This window comes from Plantibacter sp., from assembly GCF_059073635.1.
The window spans coordinates 218806-236382 of record NZ_JCACOF010000005.1 but is presented as its reverse complement, the minus strand read 5'-3'; the positions used below and the strand labels follow the sequence as shown (position 1 = coordinate 236382).

Sequence of the window (17577 nt, the reverse complement as noted above, 5' to 3'; positions counted from 1 at the left end):
GCATCGTGATCACCAGGAGGTCGCCATGAAGGTCCGCGCATCACTCAAGTCGCTCAAGGACAAGCCGGGGTCGCAGATCGTCCGCCGCCGTGGCCGGGTGTTCGTCATCAACAAGCAGAACCCGCGGTGGAAGGGTCGCCAGGGCTGAGCGTCAGCCGCGCACCACGTTCACGACGATCGTGACGACACCCAGTGCGGCGATCACGTACGCCCAGAAGCGGACGGGGATGAAGAAGAGTGTGGAGCTCGGGCGACTGTAGAGCTGCTCGCCGGTCTGCGGGTGGCGCACGGGCACGGCCTCCTGCTTCACGGTGATGCCGTGCTCGTTGACGTACGGCTGCGCGAGCTGCTGCCACACGACGACCGGCCGCGGCGCATCCAGCTTCGCCAGCGCGAACTTCCCGAAGGCCCAGCACGCGACGGCGCCGAGCAGGAATCCGATGCCGACGAACACCCCGGACTGCGCCGATCCGCCGTCGGGCGAGACGATCGCCTTGATGAGGAAGCCGGCGCCGACGGAGAGCCCGAAGATCAGGAAGACGACGATGCCCCAACGGGTCCAGATGATCATGTGTGCTCCTCTTCGGGTGTCGGTCGCGACGCGCAGCTGATCACGCGGCACCCGCGCGACCGTCGGCTCGTCCATCACGGTACCGAGGTCGGCTGTCCACCCGCGATGGGGAGCGGTGCCCATCGCGGCGGACCTGACGAACCGCTGGAGGTGCGCTGAGAGCGCGAACACGCCGCGCATCGACGGATACGCTGCTCTCAGCGAGACGTGCGGACGTCGCCAGGTGGGAGCCGGTGGGGCTGGTGGGTAACGACGACGAGAAGACACGGGTCGCGACGATCTTCGATGTGGCGCGTCTGGCCGGAGTCTCACACCAGACCGTCTCGCGGGTGCTCAACGATCTGCCGAACGTGCGCCCCGCGACGCGGCAACGGGTCGAGCAGGCGATCGCCCAACTGCGGTACACGCCCTCGCAGGCCGCACGGTCACTCGTCACCCGCCGTTCACGCACGATCGGTCTGATCACGACCGGTGGGCCGGACTACGGGCCGTCGAGCACGGCGCTCGGCTTCAACGAGGCTGCACGGGATGCCCGGTATGCCGTGAGCATGGCGAGCATGCTGGAGTCGGATCCGGCGTCGCTGCGGCAGGCCGTCGAGTTGCTGCTGCGGCAGAACGTCGAGGCGATCGTGCTCATCGCGGCGCATCGTGGGGCGCTCGACGCGGTGCGCGGGATCGAGCTCGGGGTGCCGCTCGTCGCGGTCGAGTCGAGTCGTCGGGACGGGTTCCACCGTGTCTCGATCGACCAGTACCAGGGGGCGCGGATCCTCGTCGACCACCTCGTCGGGTTGGGGCATCGCCGCATCGTCGCATCTCGCGGGTCCGGCGGATTCGGTGGACGCGTTGGAGCGGGTGCGGGGGTGGCGTGACGCGCTGTCCGAGCACGGGCTCGTCGCCCGGGAGCCGTTGGTGGGCGACTGGACGCCGGCGAGCGGGTTCCGGCTCGGGCGGGAGCTCGTGGCGGAGCCTCGGTGTCGGAGACGATGACGACGGGCGGTCCGGCGAGCGGGTCGGTGAGGCTGTTCACGGCCGTGTTCGCGGCGAACGACCAGATGGCGCTCGGGGTGATCCACGCGTTGTCGGAGCGGGGCCTGCGGGTGCCGGGTGATGTGAGCGTCGTCGGGTTCGATGACATCCCGGAGGCTGAGCACTTCGCGCCGCCGCTGACGACGATGCGGCAGGACTTCCCGGCGCTCGGGCGGACGATCATGTCGACGCTGCTCGAGGTGCTGAGCGATGCGGACTCCGTCGGCGTGGTGCGTTCGGTGCCGCAGCTCATCGTGCGGGAGTCGACGGCGGCGCCGAGCGCCTGAGCTGGGCTCGATCCCGTTCCTCGGCCCGGCGCCCCGCACCCGAGGCAGCAGCCACGGTCCTCGAGGCAGTGTCCCAGGTCCCTGGGTCGGTGTCCTCGGTCCCTGAGTCGGTGTCCTCGGTCCCTGAGCTTGTCGAAGGGCGGGTGGTCGCTCGTGTGCCCTTCGACAGGCTCAGGGACCGGGATGGCTGGGTTGTCGAATACAGCGCCGGTCGCAGAGCGTGTCCGAGGCAGGGTGGTTCCCGTCTCGGTCCCTGAGCTTGTCGAAGGGCAGGTGGGTTGGTTCCTCGTGGGCCCTTCGACAGGCTCAGGGGGCGAGGTGGTTGGGTTGTCGAGGACGGCGACGTTCACCGAGCTTGTCGAGGCAGGGTGGTTCGCGTCTTGGTCCCTGAGCTTGTCGAAGGGCAGGTTCAACGGTTGTTCGTGGGCCCTTCGACAGGCTCAGGGACCGGGGTGGCTGGGTTGTCGAGGACGGCGTCGGTCGCTGAGCGTGTCCGAGGCAGGGTGGGTTCCCGTCTCGGTCCCTGAGCTTGTCGAAGGGTGGTTCTCGTGTCGGTCCCTGAGCTTGTCGGAGGGCAGGCGGGTGTGCAGGCAGAGGGGTGCCCCGGGTTCAGGCGGCGAGGTGGAGGCGTCCGCCTCGGATGGGGGTTTGGTGTCGGTCGATGTGGCTGGGTGGGATGAACCAGGGGATGCCGTTTTGGATGGTGATGGTCCAGTGGTCGTCGTGGATGCGGTGGTGGTGGAAGGGGCAGAGGAGTATGCCGTTGTCGAGGTTGGTGGGGCCGCCTTGTGACCACCATCGTGATGTGGTGGGCTTCGGTGAAGGATGGTGGGTGGGTGCAGCCGGTCCAGGCGCAGCCGCCGTCGCGTTCGGCGAGGGCGAGTTTCTGTCCGCGGGTGAACAGTCGGGTGCTGGTGCCGAGGTCGAGGACTTGGGATGGTCCGCTGAGGATCATGGGGATGAGGTTGGCGTCGGCGGCGAGGCGGCGGAGGGCGCCGGGGCCGATGGGTTCGTCGATGCCGTCGATGGTGGCGGCGCCGAGGCCGGTTTCGAGGGTGTCGTGGTCGGTGCGGATGATGACGGTGACGGGGGTGAGTTCGGTGGCGGCGCTGCTGCAGCCGGCCAGGTGTCGGAAGGTCTCGGTGAGGGCGATGGCGCGTCGCCGGTCGGTGGGGATGAGCGTGGGTCCGTCGGGCATGGGGTGACCGGATCCGTCGGGTTGGTCGGCGGGGTCGGCCGTGTCGGGGTGGATGAAGTGGGGTTTGCGGGTGGTGGCGCCGATGAGGGCGTCGAGGCCGGCGCGGATGAAGGCGGCGCTTTCGGGGGCGAGTTCGGCGCGGAGGAGGGTCATGCCGGTGGGGAGTTCGTGGATGGTGCAGCGTTCTGCTCGGCGGAGGAGTTCGTCGCGGGGTTCGCGGCCGTCTTGGTCGAGGCGGGTGCGGACGAGTTTCGCGATGCGGGTGACGTCTTGCAGGGGCGCGTGGGCGGCGTGCTCGATGGCGATGACCGACGCCGCCTGCGAGTTCGACCCTGGTGCAGATGCGGCCGGCGTTGCGGAGCTCCCGGACGATGACCGCGGCACCGTCGACGCTCAGGGGTGCCGCGTGGGCTGCCGAGGGCAGCCGACGCGTCACCATCCGTGGTGGCCGACGAGGATGACCCGCTGGGTCCGTCGGCCTGGGTCGGTTGTGGCGTCGGAACCGGCGTGCCGGTTCGAGGGCGGCAGCGACCGCGGGGAACGGGCATTCCTCCAGCTCGCCGAGCAGCCCGCGCGGCTGCGTGATGGCGGCACCGACCTCCGCGATCGCTGCGCCGCGGGCGCGTGCCACCCGCCACCGCTCGGACACCATGACGCCCGGGTTCGCGTAACCAGCGGCGCGCACGAGCGTGCCGTCGCGGCGAGTAGGCGACGGGCGCAACGCGATCGCGCCGGTGACGCGGGCGGCGAGGACCTCGACCGCATGCTGCACGGCACCGAGCTCGTCGAGGACCCGGAGGACCGCCTCGTCGTTCATGTTCTCGAGCTGCTCCGCGACACCGGAGCCTGGACGGATCGCATCGAGCGCGCCCTGCCAGACCGCATCGAACCCGGCCGCGGCGGCGGCGAGCGGGTTCGGTGCGGTGCTGGTCATGGGTCCATCCAAACACGGACCACTGACATTCGAACGCGCACCGAATCAGCCCCTGATCTGGGTATTTATCCGACAGTTGATGCTTCGCTCGGGGCGCCCTTCGACAAGCTCAGGGACCGGCCGTGACGCGGTCGCCGAGCCGGTCGAGGTGCGGTGGGGGAGGTTGCTCGTGGGCCCTTCGACAGGCTCAGGGAACGAGTCTCCGCAGTCGTCGAGGTGCGGTCCGGGAAGGGCCCCACGCGAACACCTTCCCCGACCGCAGCGCCAGGCCCGCGCGTAGGATCACCGCATGCGTTCATCGGCGATCGACACGGTTCTGGCGTTCATGCGTGCGTTCCGCGAGCAGGATCGGGCTGCCGCCGAGGCGCTCATGCACGCGGACTTCGTCTTCACGAGCCCACAGGACGACCACCTCGATCGCGCTGCCTGGCTCGAACGCTGCTTCCCGAGCGCCGACCACTTCGACACCCCGGGGGTGACGCTCCAGATCGTCGAGACCGACGGCATCGTCCTCCACCGCTACGAGTACGTCGTGCACGGGAAGACGTACCGCAATATGGAGGCGACTCGCGTCGTCGACGGCACTGTCCGGGAGGTCGAGGTCTACTTCGGCGGCGCCGTCTGAGCGGCTGCAGCGCGAGCGCCCGTCGCCGGTTCTCCGAGAAGGCCGCCCGGCACATTTCTGGAGCCCGACCGCGTCACCCGCGACCGGCCACCCGGCGACGAATCGCACCAGGGCGCGTCTGGCAGAATTGAGTCATGCGCATCAGTTCTCGTCGAACGACCCTGGCCGCTGCTCTCACGGTCGCTGCCATCGCCCTCACCGGTTGCTCCACCGGCTCCTCGTCGGACGCGGGTCGATCCTCCGCCTCGCCGACGCCGTCGGTGTCGCAGCCGCCGAGCACGCCGCTCCAGGAGCAGACGCTCACCGACGACGTCGACGGTACGAAGGTGACCGCCCTCGCGATGGTCGACGACTTCCCCGCGCCTGCAGGCACCACCGACGGCCTGCGTCCGATGCTCGTGCAGGTCCGACTCGAAGCCGGCGACGAGTACGGCGGCAGCGTCTTCCCGTACCGGGTCTCCGTCACCACCCGCGCCGTCAACCTCGACTACGTGACGCTCGGCCTCGGAACGCCCGAAGAGCTGAAGGCCCCGATGGCGTCCGCCGGCTACTCGCTCCTCCAGGCGACACCGGCCGGTGAGACGGCGACCGGCTGGATCGGCGCCTGGGTGCGCACCGATGAGACCGAGTTCGACCTCGTCTACGACCGCCCCGAGGGCAAGGTCATCGGCGGCAGTAAGAGCGGCGAGGTCGTGCCGCCGAGCCGCGACATCGTCCCGCTGATCCCTCAGGACTAGCCGCCTGCGGGAGGGCGTCCCGGCGATGTCCGCGCGGAGACCCCGCCCGTCAGGTGTCGTCGAATCTCCCGTCAACCCCGGGTGGATCCGCTGATATTCGGTACGCTGATGGCATAGCATTCGCCGACGAAGGAGATCCCGCATGCCCGTGCCCTCAGCCAACCCGCCCGTCGAGCGTCGTTCACTCCGCGAGGTCGCCGTCGAGCGCATCCGCACGGCCATCTTCGACGGCACCCTCGAGCCCGGCGAGCACCTCAACGACGGCGAACTGCAGTCCTGGCTCGGGATCTCCCGCACGCCGATCCGCGAGGCCCTCAACGACCTCGCCCGCGTCGGCCTCATCGAGATGGCCGCACAGCGGTACACCCGCGTCGCCCTGCCCGACCCGGCGCAGCGCACCGAGGTCATGCAGACGCTGGGCGCGATGCTCGGCGGTGTCGTCCGCGTCACCGTCCCCGGCCTCGGCGCGACGCAGAAGAAGGCGCTCGTCCGCTCGATCAACCAGGTGATCGTGGTCGTCGAGCAGCGCGACATCGCCGAGCACGGGCGACTCAGCTGGGAGCTCTTCGACGCGTTCATCGCCGCCTGCCCGAACGCCACGCTCGTCGCGGCGACGAAGGACATCATCGACGGCCTCACCTACCGGTCCTCTGCGACGCGCACCGAGGAGAACACCGACTGGGCTGCCAAGGAGCAGGGCTACCCGGCGCTCCGCGAGGCGGTCGAGGCCGGCGACGCGATCGCCGCCGAGCTGGCCGTCGAGAACATCTTCCGCCTCTCCGCGCAGCTGTAACCGGTCGGCCCTTCGACACGCGGATCCCGAGCGTGTCGAAGGGCAGGGACCGATTTCGGTCACCGAGCCTGACCTCCGGTCACCGAGCCTGTCGAGGTGCCAGCATCGCCCGCCCGGCGAACCCGAGGAGCACGACCACCGTGCCCACGATGACCGACGTCGGCGGCAGCGTGAACATGAGCACGACGCAACCGACGGCGCCGAACACGCTCACCGCCCGCGGGTACCGTCGGTGCTCGCGCGTCTGGCGGTACGCCGCGACGTTGGCGACCACGTAGTAGAGCAGGACGCCGAACGAGGAGAACCCGATCGCGCTCCGGAGGTCGACGAGCAGGACGAGGACGATGACGACCGCCCCGACGAGCAGCTCCGCGCGGTAGGGGGTCGCGAAGCGCGGGTGCACCGCGTCGAGGACGCGCGGCAGGTCGCCGGTCCTCGCCATCGCGAAGGCGGTCCGGCCGATGCCCGCGAACACCGCGAGGAGCGCCCCCAGACAGGCCGCCGCCGCACCGAGTCGCACCAGCGTCGCAGCCCACGGCCACCCGTTCGTCTCCACCACCGCGGCCAACGGTCGCGCACTGGACGCGAGGCCGTCCGCGCCGAGCGTGAGCAACGACACGACGGCGACGGCCACGTAGACGACCACGGCGACGACGAAGGCGATCCCGATGGCGCGGGGGATCGTCTTGGCCGGGTCGCGGACCTCCTCGCCCAGGGTCGCGATCCGCGCGTACCCGGCGAAGGCGAAGAACAGCAGCCCCGCCGACTGCAGCACGGCGAGCGGGCTGGCGTCGAACCCGAGCGACGCGACCCCGGTCGAACCGGCCTCCGGCCCGACGACGCCTGAACCGACGACCACGGCGAGCACCAGGAGGACGGCCACCACGATCACCCGGGTCGCGGTCGCGGTGCGGGTGACCCCGAGACAGTTGGTCAGGACCACCGCGGCGACCGCGACCGCGGCGACCGGACGACTCCACTCGGCCGGTGCCGCATACGCGGCGAAAGCGACCGCCATGGCTGCCGCGCTCGCGGTCTTGCCCACCACGAAGCTCCATCCGGCGGCGAAGCCCCACCACGGCCCGATGAGTTCGCGGCCGTAGAGGTAGGTGCCGCCAGCCGAGGGGAGTTGCGCGGCGAGTTGCGCGGAGGACATCGCGTTGCAGCAGGCGACGACCGCGGCGATCACGAGCCCGATGAGGAGTCCCGCGCCGGCGACCTGCGCCGCCGGCTGGAACACCGCGAAGACCCCGGCGCCCATCATCGAGCCCAGGCCGATGAACACCGCGGCGCTCGTGCCCAGGCGTCGCTGCAGTCGGGGGTCGCTCACCCGATCACGGTAGCGCCGTCAGGTGAACAGTGGGGTGCTCCGGTCACCGACCCCTGCGGACGACGGTCTGCCGCAGGACGCGCAGCAGCCCCAGGAAGCCGAGGAACCCGATGAACGCCGCGATGAGATCGAACACCCGTAGGCCGCCGGGGAGGACCGGGCCGGCACCGGTGACGACGAGGACCACGGCGATCACCAGGGCGGCGATCGAGATCAGGGTTCCGACGATCTCAGCGGTCACGCCTTCCACGAGCCCCTTCGCCGGTTCGTCGGCGAAGCCCTTCAGCGTCACGCCGACGGTCCCGTCCTCGAGTCCGGACAGCAGCGAGTCCAGTCGACGTGGGAGGTTGCGGGCCAACGCGGCGGTGACGGCGGCCTGCGCCTGCAGGGTGACCGCGGTCTGCCGGATGGACTGCGAGCGGCGGAGGAGACGCGGGACCATCGGGAGGGCCTGTTCGAACATGTCGAAGTCGGGGTCGAGCGCTTTGAGGCACCCTTCGAGGGTCGCGAAGCTGCGGAACGCGGCGGCGAGGTCGCCGGGGAGCGCGATGTGATGCTGCCGGATGACGTCGAGGAGTCGGCTGAAGATCGAGCCGTCGCCACCGGGGCGGTGACGCTCGGTCGTGATGACGATGCCCACGTCGTGGCGCAGGGCGTCGAGGTCGGCGTCCTCAGGCAGGTCGACGATGAGCAGGAGGGCGTCGGTCGCCGCGATGTCGTCCTCGCTGACGGTCGCGAGCATGACCGCGGTGAGTCGCTGCCGCTGGCTGCGCTCGATGACGCCGACGGCCCCGAAGTCGATCAGCCCGAGCGATCCGTCCTCGCGGAGGATGACGTTGCCCGGGTGGAGGTCGGCGTGGAAGACGCCGTGCACGAGGATCTGTTCGAGCACGACCTCCATGAGGCCGGTCGCGAGGGTCTCGCGTTCCTCCTTCGGGATGGTCGCGATGCGGTCCCGTGCTCGGCTGAGCGGCAACCCGTCGACGAGGTCCATGGTGAGCAGGCGGGCGCCGGAGGCCGCCGGGTAGACGCGTGGCACCGTGATCCGGACGCCCTCGTCGCGCTCCTCGCGACGCTTCAAGGTGCTGCGGATCATCTCCACGTTGCGGGCTTCGATCCGGTAGTCGAGTTCTTCGAGCAGCGTCGAGGTGAAGGCCCGCGCGACGGAGGCGAGGCGGAGGTCCTGCCCGAACTTGGTGTGCGTCTCAGCGCGCTCGGCGAGGCGGACGACGATGTCGGCGTCGGCCTCGACCTGCACCCGGGCGGCCGGTCGCTGGACTTTCACGACCACGGGGGTACCGTCGAGCAGCTCGGCGGTGTGCACCTGCGCGACGGACGCGGCCGCGAGCGGTTCGGAGTCGATCGACGCGAACACGGTGTCGATGGGAGCACCGAGTTCCGTCTCGATGACGACCTGGACCTCGTGCCAGGGCAGCGTGGTCGCTTCGGACTGCAGCGACGCGAGGGCGCTGAGGTACGGCTCGGGCACCAGGTCGCGTCTCGTCGAGAGCACCTGTCCGAGCTTCACGAAGGTGACGCCGGAGTCGTTGATCGTGGCGATGATCGCGTTGGCGCGCTGCTCACTCGTGGTGAGTTCGAGCTGGACGCGGGATCGGCCGTGCACGAGCCAGCCCGCGCCGTGCCGCGACGCGATGGTGAGGATCTGCAGGTATCGCCTCGTCCGTCGCCGTCGTTTGATCGCCGAGCGGACGACGTCGATCGGGTTCATCAGCGGCCGGGTCGGGATGATGACCTCGATGGCGACGAGGACACCGAGCCCGAGCGCGAAGATCCAACCGATCGCGAGGAGCGCCACGGCGATCGCTGCGAAGGCCGCTCGAGCATCTCCGGCCTCACCAGGCTGGACCAGGCCGGTCTGTTGCAGCAGCCAGTTCACGAACGGTGGGCCGGTGACGAACACGACGAGCCCGACGAGGATGCTGCGCGGCCATCCGACCGGGGCGTCGAGCACCCGCCGCGCGGCGAATCCGAGGAGCAGTGCCGACACGACCGCCAGGACGATGGTGAGTGCGTCAGTCAGCATCCGGCATCCCCTCGTGGGTCGAGCGGTCGTCTCGCCCCGCCCGCCAGCGTATCCGGCCCGGCTGAGCGAGCGCGAGCGCTGATGCGCTCGGCGAGAGTGCGCAAGACGCTCTCAAACGCGGCCTGAGCGGACATCTTCTGCACTCTCGGTGGGTGGGCCGTCACCCGAGGGCGTCGCGTTGTCGGATGAGTTCCTGCAGTTGCTCGTCACGGCGGTCGGCGTCCGCCCTGACCATCGCGCGGAGTGATGCGTCGTAGACCGATGCCGCCTGCTCCGTCGTGGTCCCGAGCACTGCCGCGATGCGCTCCAACGCCTCGTCGTCCGACACCGCGCTCCCGACCACCTCGGCGATCGCGGGCCAGGACCGCCGGGCGCCGACTCGCAGCTGCTCTGCTTCGATCTGTCGATCGAACGCTCGGCGCTCGCTCGCGGGGTCGGCCCGGTGGCGGTTCTGCTTGGCGACCTGACGCGCGACCATGCTCAGCGGTCAGCTCGACCCGGAGCGGCTCGGCGAGGCGGAGCCCGAGTTCGACGACCACGACGTGGAGGTCGTACGGCGGCCGGGCTCCAGTGAGGTCGGGTCGGACTGCAGCTGCAGTTGCACCGGGACTCGGGCGTACTCCCCGGGGTCGAGCGGGACCGCGCGATCTGCTGGCGGAACTCATCCAGCCGAAGGAGAATTCGGTCTCCGCCTGGTGCGGTGAGCGCCCCGACGGCACGGAATCCCTCGTTCTCGGGCGTCCATCTGGTGGCGCCCGCGTTGACGATGTCGATCGACGAGCTCGCTCGGGTCCTGCTGACCTCCTCCACGAACGACGGCCAGCGCAGCACCAAGCCCTGTCGCCGCTCGGCCCGGCTCGGGCGCACGACCAACGTGTCCGGGTGCACGCGCACCACCGGAGGCTGCTCTCCCGGATGCACCTGTGCCACGCGCCAGGTGCCGGTGGTCCGCGTCGACCGGCGAACCGAGATACACCGCACCGCTCTCCAACCGGCGGAGCACCCGCCAACCAGCCGGCGGTGCCCCGGCGGTGGTCTCGTCGACGCCGCAGGCCAGTTCGTCCGCCAGCTCCGAGAGTGTCGTGCCGTCGCCGGTGAGTGCGTCGCCGTCGACCTCGAGGTCCCCGATCCGCGGTGCGTCGTCCATGGAAGCCATGCCCGATGGTCTCACGCGACCGCCGCCACCGGCTCGGCCTCCGCGTCACCCCGCGGCGAAGGCCGACCGGCGTCCCACGATCGTGAGCAGCAGCGCAGCGAGTCCGAGGGCGATCATGACCACCGGGAGGATCAGCCCGTCGAAGGTGCCGAGGAGGAGAGCCCCGAGGACACCGCCGGCGAAGATCGCGAGGTTGAACGCGACGGGCAGGAAGGAGTTCGCGACGTCCGAGTGCTCGCGTCCCGATCGGGTGAGCGCCGACTGCAGCTGGGCGGAGGAGCCACCGAACGCCAGCCCCCACAGGACAGTCGCAATGAGGACGGCGACGATCGACGCGTGGCCGAGCAGGAGCAGCGCGCCCGCCACGACGAACGTCGCGACGCTCCCGTGGAGCAGCGCGCGCGGAGCCCGATCGATGAGCGCCGCCGTGAGACCGATGCCCGCGATGGATGCGACACCGTAGACGAGCAGCACGAGATCGGCCCCGAGCCCCGTGCCCGAAGCCCGAAGGAACGGCGCGATGTAGGTGTAGACGGTGTTGTGAGCCAGCATCCAGACGACGATCACCGCCAGGACGACCGCGACACCGGGCAGGACGAGCACCCGCCGAAGCGGGAGCCGTGCCGAGCGAGGCTGCCCTGCCGCGTCGGGTACGAACACAGCGATGGACACGAGCACGACGAGCGCGAGCACCGTGAGTCCTCCGAACGCCCAGCGCCAGTCGAACGCGGTGCCCAGCCAGGCGCCGAGCGGTGTCCCGAGTGCCAGCCCGGCGGGTGCTCCGACGGACACGATCGACAGTGCGAGGCCTCCACGGTCGGGCGGGCTGATGCGACGCCCGTAGGCGGCGAGCATGCCCCAGATCACCCCGCAGAACGCACCGGCGACGAACCGCGACACCAGCGCGACGACGACGTCCCCCGCGACCGCGGTCGCGGTGTTCGCGAGGATCAGCCCGACGATCGCGCCGAGGAGGAGTGGCTTGCGACGCATGCCACGGGTGAGGGCGAGCGCCGGGACCGTCACGATCACGGTCCCGAGCGCCCATACGCTGATGAACTGACCGATCAGGCCCTCGCTCGTGTCGAGATCCCGGGCGATGACCGGGAGGAGCCCGGCCGGCATCGTCTCCGCGGCCACGAGGACGAACCCCATCGCGGCGAGGGCCGCCAGTGCGAACCAGGGCATCCGGGTGGGCGTCCCGGCTACGGGGAGGGTCGACGCCCCGACCGGCGCGTCCGGCGTCGAGGTGATCGGTGCTGCGGGGCTCACAGCGTCAGCAGCACCTTGATCGCACGGCGCTCGTCCATCGCCCGGTACCCCTCGGCGGCGTCCTCGAGCGGCAGCGTGAGGTCGAAGACCTTCCCCGGGTCGATCCTCCGCTCCCAGATCATCCGGATGAGCTCGGGGAGGAACCGTCGCACCGGCGCCGGCCCACCGTGGAGGTGCACCTCGGCGAAGAAGAGCTCGTCGAGCGGCAGCGAGACACCCTCGTGGGCGACGCCGACGAAGCCGACGTGGCCGCCACCGCGAGTGGAGCGGATCGCCTGCAGCATGGACTCCTCGGTGCCGACCGCCTCGATGACGCTGTGCGCGCCGAGACCGCCGGTCAGCTCCTTGATCCGTGCGACACCCGCCGCACCGCGCTCCTCGACGATGTCGGTCGCACCGAACTCACGGGCGAGCGCCTGCCGGTCGGCGTGACGCGACATCGCGATGATGCGTTCCGCCCCGAGCTCCCGGGCCGCGAGGACGCCCATGAGCCCGACGGCCCCGTCACCGACGACCACGACCGTCTTCCCCGGCCCCACCTCGGCGGCGACCGCGGCGAACCAGCCCGTCCCGAGCACGTCGGACGCGGCGAGCAGCGAGGGGATGAGCTCCGCGTCCGGCTGCCCGGGCGTCGCCACGAGTGTGCCGTCGGCGTGGGGGATGCGTGCGAGCTGAGCCTGCGTGCCCGCGGCGACCGACACGAACTCGGCGTGCACGCACTTCGACTGGTACCCCGCCTGACAGATCTCACAGGTGTTGTCGGAGGTCACGAAGGAGCCCACGACGAAGTCGCCGACGGCGACCGTCCGCACGTCCTCGCCGACCTGCTCGACGACACCGACGTACTCGTGCCCCATGTTCGTGTGGTCGACGGGCTCGACCCCGCGGTACGGCCACAGGTCGGACCCGCAGATGCAGGTCGCTGTGAGCCGGATGACGGCGTCGGTCGGGTCGACGATGGTGGGGTCCGGTCGGTCCTCGACCCGGACGTCGCCGGGCGAGTGCATGACGACTGCGCGCATGTGTGCTCCTTCTGTCGGGTGGTGCAGGCGACCAGTCAACGCCCCGCCCGACCCGGGAGGGAGTCCCGCCTGAGAGGTGTACCGAGAGGGCACCTGTCGGCTCGCTTCGAGGACGTATCGTCGGAGGCATGGACGATCGAGCAGACGTACGCGAGTTCCTCATGACGCGTCGGGCACGGCTGACCCCGGAACTCGCCGGCCTCACCGCGGGCCCCAACCGACGGGTGGCCGGGCTGCGGCGTTCCGAGGTGGCGGCGCTCGCCGGGGTCAGTGTCGAGTACTACGCGAAGCTGGAGCGCGGGGCGATCGCCGGAGCGTCGTCGACCGTCCTCGACGCCATCGCCCGGGCGCTCCAGCTCGACGAGGCGGAACGCACCCACCTGTTCGACCTCGCCCGCGCGGCCGACGGTGTCCCGCTCTCCGGTCGGCCGCGTCGCCGGGCGGCCAAGAACCCCGCGACCCGGCCGAGCCTGCACTGGATGCTCGACGCGATCACCGACGGCATCGCCTTCGTCCGCAACACCCACCAGGACCTGCTCGCGACCAACGAGCTCGGGCGCGCGTTCTACTCGCCCGTCATCGGCGACGGCGGGCGCACCCCGAACCTCGCCCGGTTCCAGTTCCTCGACCCGGCCTCCCGGGACTTCTACCCCGACTGGGACGTCTTCGCCGAGATGTGCGTGTCGGTCATGCGTGCCGAGGCCGGCCGGGACCCGCACGACAAGGGACTGCACGACCTCGTCGGTGAGCTGTCGACCCGGAGCGACGCCTTCCGCACCCTCTGGGGAGCGCACAACGTGCGCACCCACGGCACGGGAACGAAGCGGTTCAACCACCCGATCGTCGGCGAGATGACCTTCGCCTACGAGGAGCTCGCGATCACGGCCGACCCAGGCCACGTCGTGCTCGTCTACACGGCGGAGCCCGGCTCACCGTCCGCCGAGCGTCTGCAGTTGCTCGCGAACTGGGCGGCGTCCCAGCGGGAGGCGGAGCAGCGTGACGCTGCGGCGGTCACGAACGAGCCCGACACCAGCGAGGCCGGACGGGCAGGGGGTCGCTGATGGCGCGCATCCTCGTGACCGGTGCCGCCGTCGGCCTGGGGCTCGGTGCCGCGACCGAGCTGGTCGAGCACGGGCACGAGGTGCTCGTCCATGCCCGGAGCCTCGCCCGAGCCGACGAGGTCCGGCTGCTCGACGAGCCCTCCGCGCACCTCGTCACCGGTGACCTCGCCACCCTCGACGGCGTCCAGGAGCTCGCGGAGCAGGTCGCAGCTGCCGGTCCCGTGGACGCGATCATCCACAACGCCGGCGTCCTCGACGGAGCGGCCGTCCTACCGGTCAACGTGGTCGCGCCCTACCTGCTGAGCGCCCTCGTCCCCGCGCGGCGACTCGTGTTCCTCAGCAGCAGCATGCACCGCGGCGGTACCGCGACGCTCGACGGTCTCGACTGGTCGGGTTCCACGAGGACGGCGAGCTACTCCGACAGCAAACTCCTCGTGACCGTCCTCGCGGCGGCCATCGCGCGAGTGCGTCCCGGGGTGTTCAGCAACGCGGTCGACCCGGGGTGGGTGCCGACACGGATGGGCGGCCCGAACGCGCCCGACGACCTGGAACTCGGGCACCGGACCCAGGTGGCGCTCGCCGAAGGGCGTGGCGCCGACACCTCCGGCTACTGGCACCACCAGCGACGCGAGGAGCCGCACCGCGCGGTCCGCGACGAGGCGTTCCAGGACGAGCTGCTGCTCGCCCTCGCCGAGCACACGGGCGTCTCGCTGCTGCCGTGATCTCCGAACTCAGGTGTCGATGCGGTGGTCCTGGATCGACTCGTAGGTGACGCGGAGCGACTCCGCCGCGGCGTCGTAGCGACGCTGGGCGACGCGGATGAAGAGCAGGTCGACGAGCGCGAGCTGGGCGATGCGCGAGGACATCGCACCCGAGCGGTATCGGCTCTCCCTCGCCTGCGTCGCGAGGACGAGGTCGCAGCGGCTGGCGATGGGGGAGTCGGGGAAGTTCGTGATGCACACGGTCGTCGCGCCGGCGGCCCGCGCGAGCTGCATCGCCTGCTCGGTCTCGACCGTGAGCCCGGAGTGCGAGATGCCGATGGCGACCCCACCGGGCCCGAGGAGGGCGGCCGAGGGCAGTGCGAGGTGGGCGTCGACGAAGGTGTTGGCCGGCATGCCGATCCGGTAGAGCTTCTGGTGGAGGTCCTGCGCCGTGAGGTTCGAGGACCCGAAGCCGATGATGTCGATCCGTGGGGCGACGAGGAGGGCGTCGACGACCGCGTCCAGGGCGTCGCGGTCGAGCGAGCGGGCGGTGAGCTCGATCGCCTGCACCTCCTGGTACGCGACCTTCGCGACGACCGTCTCCACCGAGTCGTCCGGGTCGATGTCGGCGTCGTCGACCTCGAACCGGTCACGCTCCGCCTGCTCGCGACTCGTGGAGGTCGCGACGGCCACCCGGAACTCCCGGTAGCCGGTGTACCCGATGGTCTGGCAGAACCGCGCGACGGTCGCCTGCGAGGTGCCGCAGGCCTTCGCGAGTTCGGTGATGGTCAACTCGACGACGAGCGAGGGGGTGCCGATGATGGTCTCGGCGACGCGCGTCTCGGCGGCGCTCAGACGAGGGATCGCCTGGCGGAGCACGAGCAGCGCGTCAGTGGACATCCGGTGCGGCCCCCGTCGGGTCTTCGACGGCGTGCGCTGCGATGGCCGCGCTGAGGGAGCCGTCGCCACCACGGAGGCGGGCGACTGCTTCATCTGCGGCGATGCCGGTCACGAGGACGAGGATAGCGGCCTTCACCCAGCCGTCCACGGATGCGAGCGTCTTCGCGGCCGTGGCGGCGTCGACGTCGGTCGCCAGCATGACCGTGCGTTCCGCCCGCGCCCGCAGCTTCTCGTTCGTGGTGAGGAGGTCGACCATGAGGTTCCGGTACGTCTTCCCGAGCCGCACCATCGTGATCGTCGACAGCATGTTGAGCACGAGCTTCTGCGCCGTCCCCGCCTTCAGCCGGGTCGATCCGGTGAGGAGCTCCGGACCGACGACCGCCTCGATGCCGATGTCCGCGTCCCGGGCGAGTGGGGAGCCGGCGTTGCACGACAGGCCGATGGTGATCGCACCGATCGAGCGCGCGTACTCGAGGGCGCCCAGGACGTAGGGCGTGCGACCGGATGCGGAGACACCCACGACGGCGTCGTCCGCGGTGATCGACAGCGATTCCAGATCCGCCCGACCGAGGTCGTCGCGGTCCTCGGCGTTCTCCACCGCCTGCTGGATGGCGCCCGGACCACCCGCGATGAGTCCGACGATGAGGCCGGGGTCGGTCCCGAACGTGGGTGGCGCCTCACTCGCGTCGAGGATGCCCATCCGTCCGGCGGTCCCGGCGCCCAGGTAGACGAGTCGTCCGCCCCGGCGGAGGCGCTCGACGATCGCTTCGACGGCCTCGGCGATCTCGGGTTCGACGGCCGCGATGGCGTCGGGGACGGAACGGTTGTCCTCGTTCATCGCGGCGACGAGTTCCCGCGTGGAGAGGGCGTCGAGGTCGGGGTGTCGCTCGTTCACCTGCTCCGTCGAGAGGGTGGCGAGCTCCGCGCGGATGGTGTCGCGGTCGGAGGTCAGCCCTGCGGTGATCGGCCCAGGCCCTTCGACAGGCTCAGGGACCGGTGGTGAGGCGCTCTCAGACTGCGTGGACATCGTCGCGCACGACCCTTCCGTCGTAGGAGATCGCGGTGTCGAGTGCGACGAGCCTGGCTCCGTCGAGCGCGTCACCGCGGGGTGCGACGAGGTCGACGCCGACCTCGTGCATGGCCGTCGCGAGATGTGCGGCGACGTAGGGGTGGGAGGCGATCCCGCCGACGACGCACACGGCGCCCGTGCCGGCGGCGGCGGCGCTCACGGCGAGGTGGGCGCAGGCGGCGTCGACGATGTCCGCGGCGACGGCGTCGCCCTCCTCGGCTCGGATGATGACCGTGGGCGCGAAGGTGCCGAGTTGGCGGGCCGGTGCTCCGGTGCTGGAGACCCAGCGGGGGAGCGCGGGGATCGACCCGATGAGCGCCTCGGCGTCGGCGAGCAACGTGGTCGCGGGGCCGCGCCCGTCGAAGGCACGCATGCACGCCTCGAGGCCCTGCTGCCCGATCCATCGACCGCTGCCCTCGTCTCCGAGCCAGGGACCCCACCCGTCGATCTGCTTCACGGAGCCGTCGGCGTCGACGTCGAACACGACGGATCCGGTGCCGGCGATGAGTACCGTGCCGGGACCACCGGCGAAGGCGCCGGCGTGGGCTGCCAGGGCGTCGTTCACGACGGCGATCGTCGCTCCGAGCGCCAGGCGAAGCTCGGCGGTGAACGCGGCGACCTCGTGCGGTGCCGCCTCCACCCCGGCGGCGCCGATACCCGACGTGCTGCACCTCGGCGAGGAGGTCCGCCGGAAGGTGCGCGACCGTCTCGAGGACTGCGCGGGCGGACAGCTCCGCACCCTCGTGGTCGGCGAGGCCCGGTGCACCGTGGCCGCGGGCCTCCGCGAGGACGGTCAGGTCGTCGCCGGATCCGCTCGTGATACGGGCGCGGCAGGAGGTCTTCCCGAGATC

At 70.9% G+C, this 17577-nt stretch carries 19 protein-coding genes; 9 read left to right on the top strand and 10 right to left on the bottom strand.

What is annotated here, in order from left to right; genetic code table 11:
• The first annotated feature begins 25 nt into the window (after positions 1–25).
• Positions 26–148 carry a type B 50S ribosomal protein L36 gene (gene ykgO, locus AC5JOC_RS04920; protein ID WP_079707423.1) on the top strand — a complete coding sequence of 41 codons (123 nt, stop codon included), beginning with the start codon at positions 26–28 and terminating at the stop codon, positions 146–148.
• A gap of 3 nt (positions 149–151) precedes the next feature.
• On the opposite strand, the gene AC5JOC_RS04915 is transcribed toward ykgO, so the two are convergent.
• The gene (locus AC5JOC_RS04915) at positions 152–571 is read right to left on the bottom strand and encodes a hypothetical protein (protein WP_064294781.1); all 420 of its coding nucleotides are present in this window, start codon (positions 569–571) and stop codon (positions 152–154) included.
• Positions 572–813: 242 nt separating this feature from the next.
• Here AC5JOC_RS04915 and AC5JOC_RS04910 point away from each other — a divergent pair, with 242 nt between their 5' ends.
• Positions 814–1440, top strand: coding sequence for a LacI family DNA-binding transcriptional regulator (locus tag AC5JOC_RS04910; protein WP_494245606.1), 627 nt, complete (start codon positions 814–816; stop codon positions 1438–1440).
• Positions 1441–1542: 102 nt separating this feature from the next.
• Positions 1543–1884, top strand: a complete 342-nt coding sequence (locus AC5JOC_RS04905; RefSeq protein WP_494245604.1) for a substrate-binding domain-containing protein — start codon at positions 1543–1545, stop codon at positions 1882–1884.
• A gap of 409 nt (positions 1885–2293) precedes the next feature.
• Here the strand turns inward: AC5JOC_RS04905 and AC5JOC_RS04900 are convergent, their stop codons facing one another.
• A complete protein-coding gene (locus AC5JOC_RS04900; protein WP_494245602.1) occupies positions 2294–3466 on the bottom strand; it encodes a DUF222 domain-containing protein in 1173 nt (390 codons plus the stop codon).
• 106 nt (positions 3467–3572) lie between these two features.
• Here AC5JOC_RS04900 and AC5JOC_RS04895 point away from each other — a divergent pair, with 106 nt between their 5' ends.
• The 4 genes from AC5JOC_RS04895 (at position 3573) to AC5JOC_RS04880 (ending at position 6171) form a co-directional block, all read left to right on the top strand.
• Positions 3573–4142: a hypothetical protein gene (locus AC5JOC_RS04895; protein ID WP_494245600.1), complete on the top strand. Its 570-nt coding sequence runs from the start codon at positions 3573–3575 to the stop codon at positions 4140–4142.
• Positions 4143–4305: 163 nt separating this feature from the next.
• On the top strand, positions 4306–4641 hold the full coding sequence (locus AC5JOC_RS04890; RefSeq protein WP_494245598.1) for a nuclear transport factor 2 family protein: 336 nt from the start codon (positions 4306–4308) through the stop codon (positions 4639–4641).
• 134 nt (positions 4642–4775) lie between these two features.
• Positions 4776–5378, top strand: a complete 603-nt coding sequence (locus AC5JOC_RS04885) for a hypothetical protein (protein ID WP_494245596.1) — start codon at positions 4776–4778, stop codon at positions 5376–5378.
• 142 nt (positions 5379–5520) lie between these two features.
• Positions 5521–6171, top strand: a complete 651-nt coding sequence (locus AC5JOC_RS04880; RefSeq protein ID WP_124767670.1) for a GntR family transcriptional regulator — start codon at positions 5521–5523, stop codon at positions 6169–6171.
• A gap of 79 nt (positions 6172–6250) precedes the next feature.
• Here AC5JOC_RS04880 and AC5JOC_RS04875 read toward each other — a convergent pair whose 3' ends face one another.
• The 5 genes from AC5JOC_RS04875 to AC5JOC_RS04855 form a co-directional block, all read right to left on the bottom strand.
• A complete protein-coding gene (locus tag AC5JOC_RS04875) occupies positions 6251–7501 on the bottom strand; it encodes an APC family permease (RefSeq protein ID WP_494245594.1) in 1251 nt (416 codons plus the stop codon).
• Positions 7502–7544: 43 nt separating this feature from the next.
• Entirely contained in the window at positions 7545–9545 is a 2001-nt protein-coding gene (locus tag AC5JOC_RS04870) for an ABC1 kinase family protein (RefSeq protein ID WP_124767668.1), read from the bottom strand.
• A gap of 160 nt (positions 9546–9705) precedes the next feature.
• Complete coding sequence (locus tag AC5JOC_RS04865; protein ID WP_494245592.1) at positions 9706–10023, bottom strand: hypothetical protein; 318 nt, start codon at positions 10021–10023, stop codon at positions 9706–9708.
• Between the two features lie 723 nt (positions 10024–10746).
• Positions 10747–11973: an MFS transporter gene (locus AC5JOC_RS04860; RefSeq protein WP_494245590.1), complete on the bottom strand. Its 1227-nt coding sequence runs from the start codon at positions 11971–11973 to the stop codon at positions 10747–10749.
• Positions 11970–12995, bottom strand: coding sequence for a zinc-dependent alcohol dehydrogenase family protein (locus AC5JOC_RS04855; RefSeq protein WP_430893546.1), 1026 nt, complete (start codon positions 12993–12995; stop codon positions 11970–11972). Before AC5JOC_RS04855 ends, AC5JOC_RS04860 begins: the two co-directional genes overlap by 4 nt.
• Positions 12996–13123: 128 nt before the next feature.
• Between AC5JOC_RS04855 and AC5JOC_RS04850 the strand changes: the two genes are divergently transcribed.
• Together AC5JOC_RS04850 and AC5JOC_RS04845 are read left to right on the top strand one after the other, a co-directional pair.
• A complete protein-coding gene (locus AC5JOC_RS04850; RefSeq protein ID WP_191942060.1) occupies positions 13124–14056 on the top strand; it encodes a helix-turn-helix domain-containing protein in 933 nt (310 codons plus the stop codon).
• Complete coding sequence (locus AC5JOC_RS04845; protein ID WP_159876247.1) at positions 14056–14778, top strand: SDR family NAD(P)-dependent oxidoreductase; 723 nt, start codon at positions 14056–14058, stop codon at positions 14776–14778. Before AC5JOC_RS04850 ends, AC5JOC_RS04845 begins: the two co-directional genes overlap by 1 nt.
• Before the next feature lie 9 nt (positions 14779–14787).
• On the opposite strand, the gene AC5JOC_RS04840 is transcribed toward AC5JOC_RS04845, so the two are convergent.
• The 3 genes from AC5JOC_RS04840 to AC5JOC_RS04830 are packed head-to-tail and all read right to left on the bottom strand — an operon-like array spanning position 14788 to position 17465.
• Positions 14788–15657, bottom strand: a complete 870-nt coding sequence (locus AC5JOC_RS04840) for a MurR/RpiR family transcriptional regulator (protein ID WP_085514317.1) — start codon at positions 15655–15657, stop codon at positions 14788–14790.
• On the bottom strand, positions 15647–16684 hold the full coding sequence (gene murQ / locus AC5JOC_RS04835) for an N-acetylmuramic acid 6-phosphate etherase (RefSeq protein ID WP_494245587.1): 1038 nt from the start codon (positions 16682–16684) through the stop codon (positions 15647–15649). The genes AC5JOC_RS04840 and murQ overlap by 11 nt, the downstream gene beginning before the upstream one ends.
• Positions 16668–17465: a BadF/BadG/BcrA/BcrD ATPase family protein gene (locus AC5JOC_RS04830; RefSeq protein ID WP_494245585.1), complete on the bottom strand. Its 798-nt coding sequence runs from the start codon at positions 17463–17465 to the stop codon at positions 16668–16670. The genes murQ and AC5JOC_RS04830 overlap by 17 nt, the downstream gene beginning before the upstream one ends.
• Positions 17466–17577: the final 112 nt, after the last annotated feature.

Coding starts and splice junctions, on each gene's coding strand:
- ykgO (WP_079707423.1), top strand. CDS start 26: ATGAAGGTCCGCGCATCACTCAAGTCGCTCAAGGACAAGCCGGGGTCG.
- AC5JOC_RS04915 (WP_064294781.1), bottom strand. CDS start 571: ATGATCATCTGGACCCGTTGGGGCATCGTCGTCTTCCTGATCTTCGGG.
- AC5JOC_RS04890 (WP_494245598.1), top strand. CDS start 4,306: ATGCGTTCATCGGCGATCGACACGGTTCTGGCGTTCATGCGTGCGTTC.
- AC5JOC_RS04885 (WP_494245596.1), top strand. CDS start 4,776: ATGCGCATCAGTTCTCGTCGAACGACCCTGGCCGCTGCTCTCACGGTC.
- AC5JOC_RS04880 (WP_124767670.1), top strand. CDS start 5,521: ATGCCCGTGCCCTCAGCCAACCCGCCCGTCGAGCGTCGTTCACTCCGC.
- AC5JOC_RS04870 (WP_124767668.1), bottom strand. CDS start 9,545: ATGCTGACTGACGCACTCACCATCGTCCTGGCGGTCGTGTCGGCACTG.
- AC5JOC_RS04865 (WP_494245592.1), bottom strand. CDS start 10,023: ATGGTCGCGCGTCAGGTCGCCAAGCAGAACCGCCACCGGGCCGACCCC.
- AC5JOC_RS04855 (WP_430893546.1), bottom strand. CDS start 12,995: ATGCGCGCAGTCGTCATGCACTCGCCCGGCGACGTCCGGGTCGAGGAC.
- AC5JOC_RS04850 (WP_191942060.1), top strand. CDS start 13,124: ATGGACGATCGAGCAGACGTACGCGAGTTCCTCATGACGCGTCGGGCA.
- AC5JOC_RS04845 (WP_159876247.1), top strand. CDS start 14,056: ATGGCGCGCATCCTCGTGACCGGTGCCGCCGTCGGCCTGGGGCTCGGT.
- AC5JOC_RS04840 (WP_085514317.1), bottom strand. CDS start 15,657: ATGTCCACTGACGCGCTGCTCGTGCTCCGCCAGGCGATCCCTCGTCTG.
- murQ (WP_494245587.1), bottom strand. CDS start 16,684: ATGTCCACGCAGTCTGAGAGCGCCTCACCACCGGTCCCTGAGCCTGTC.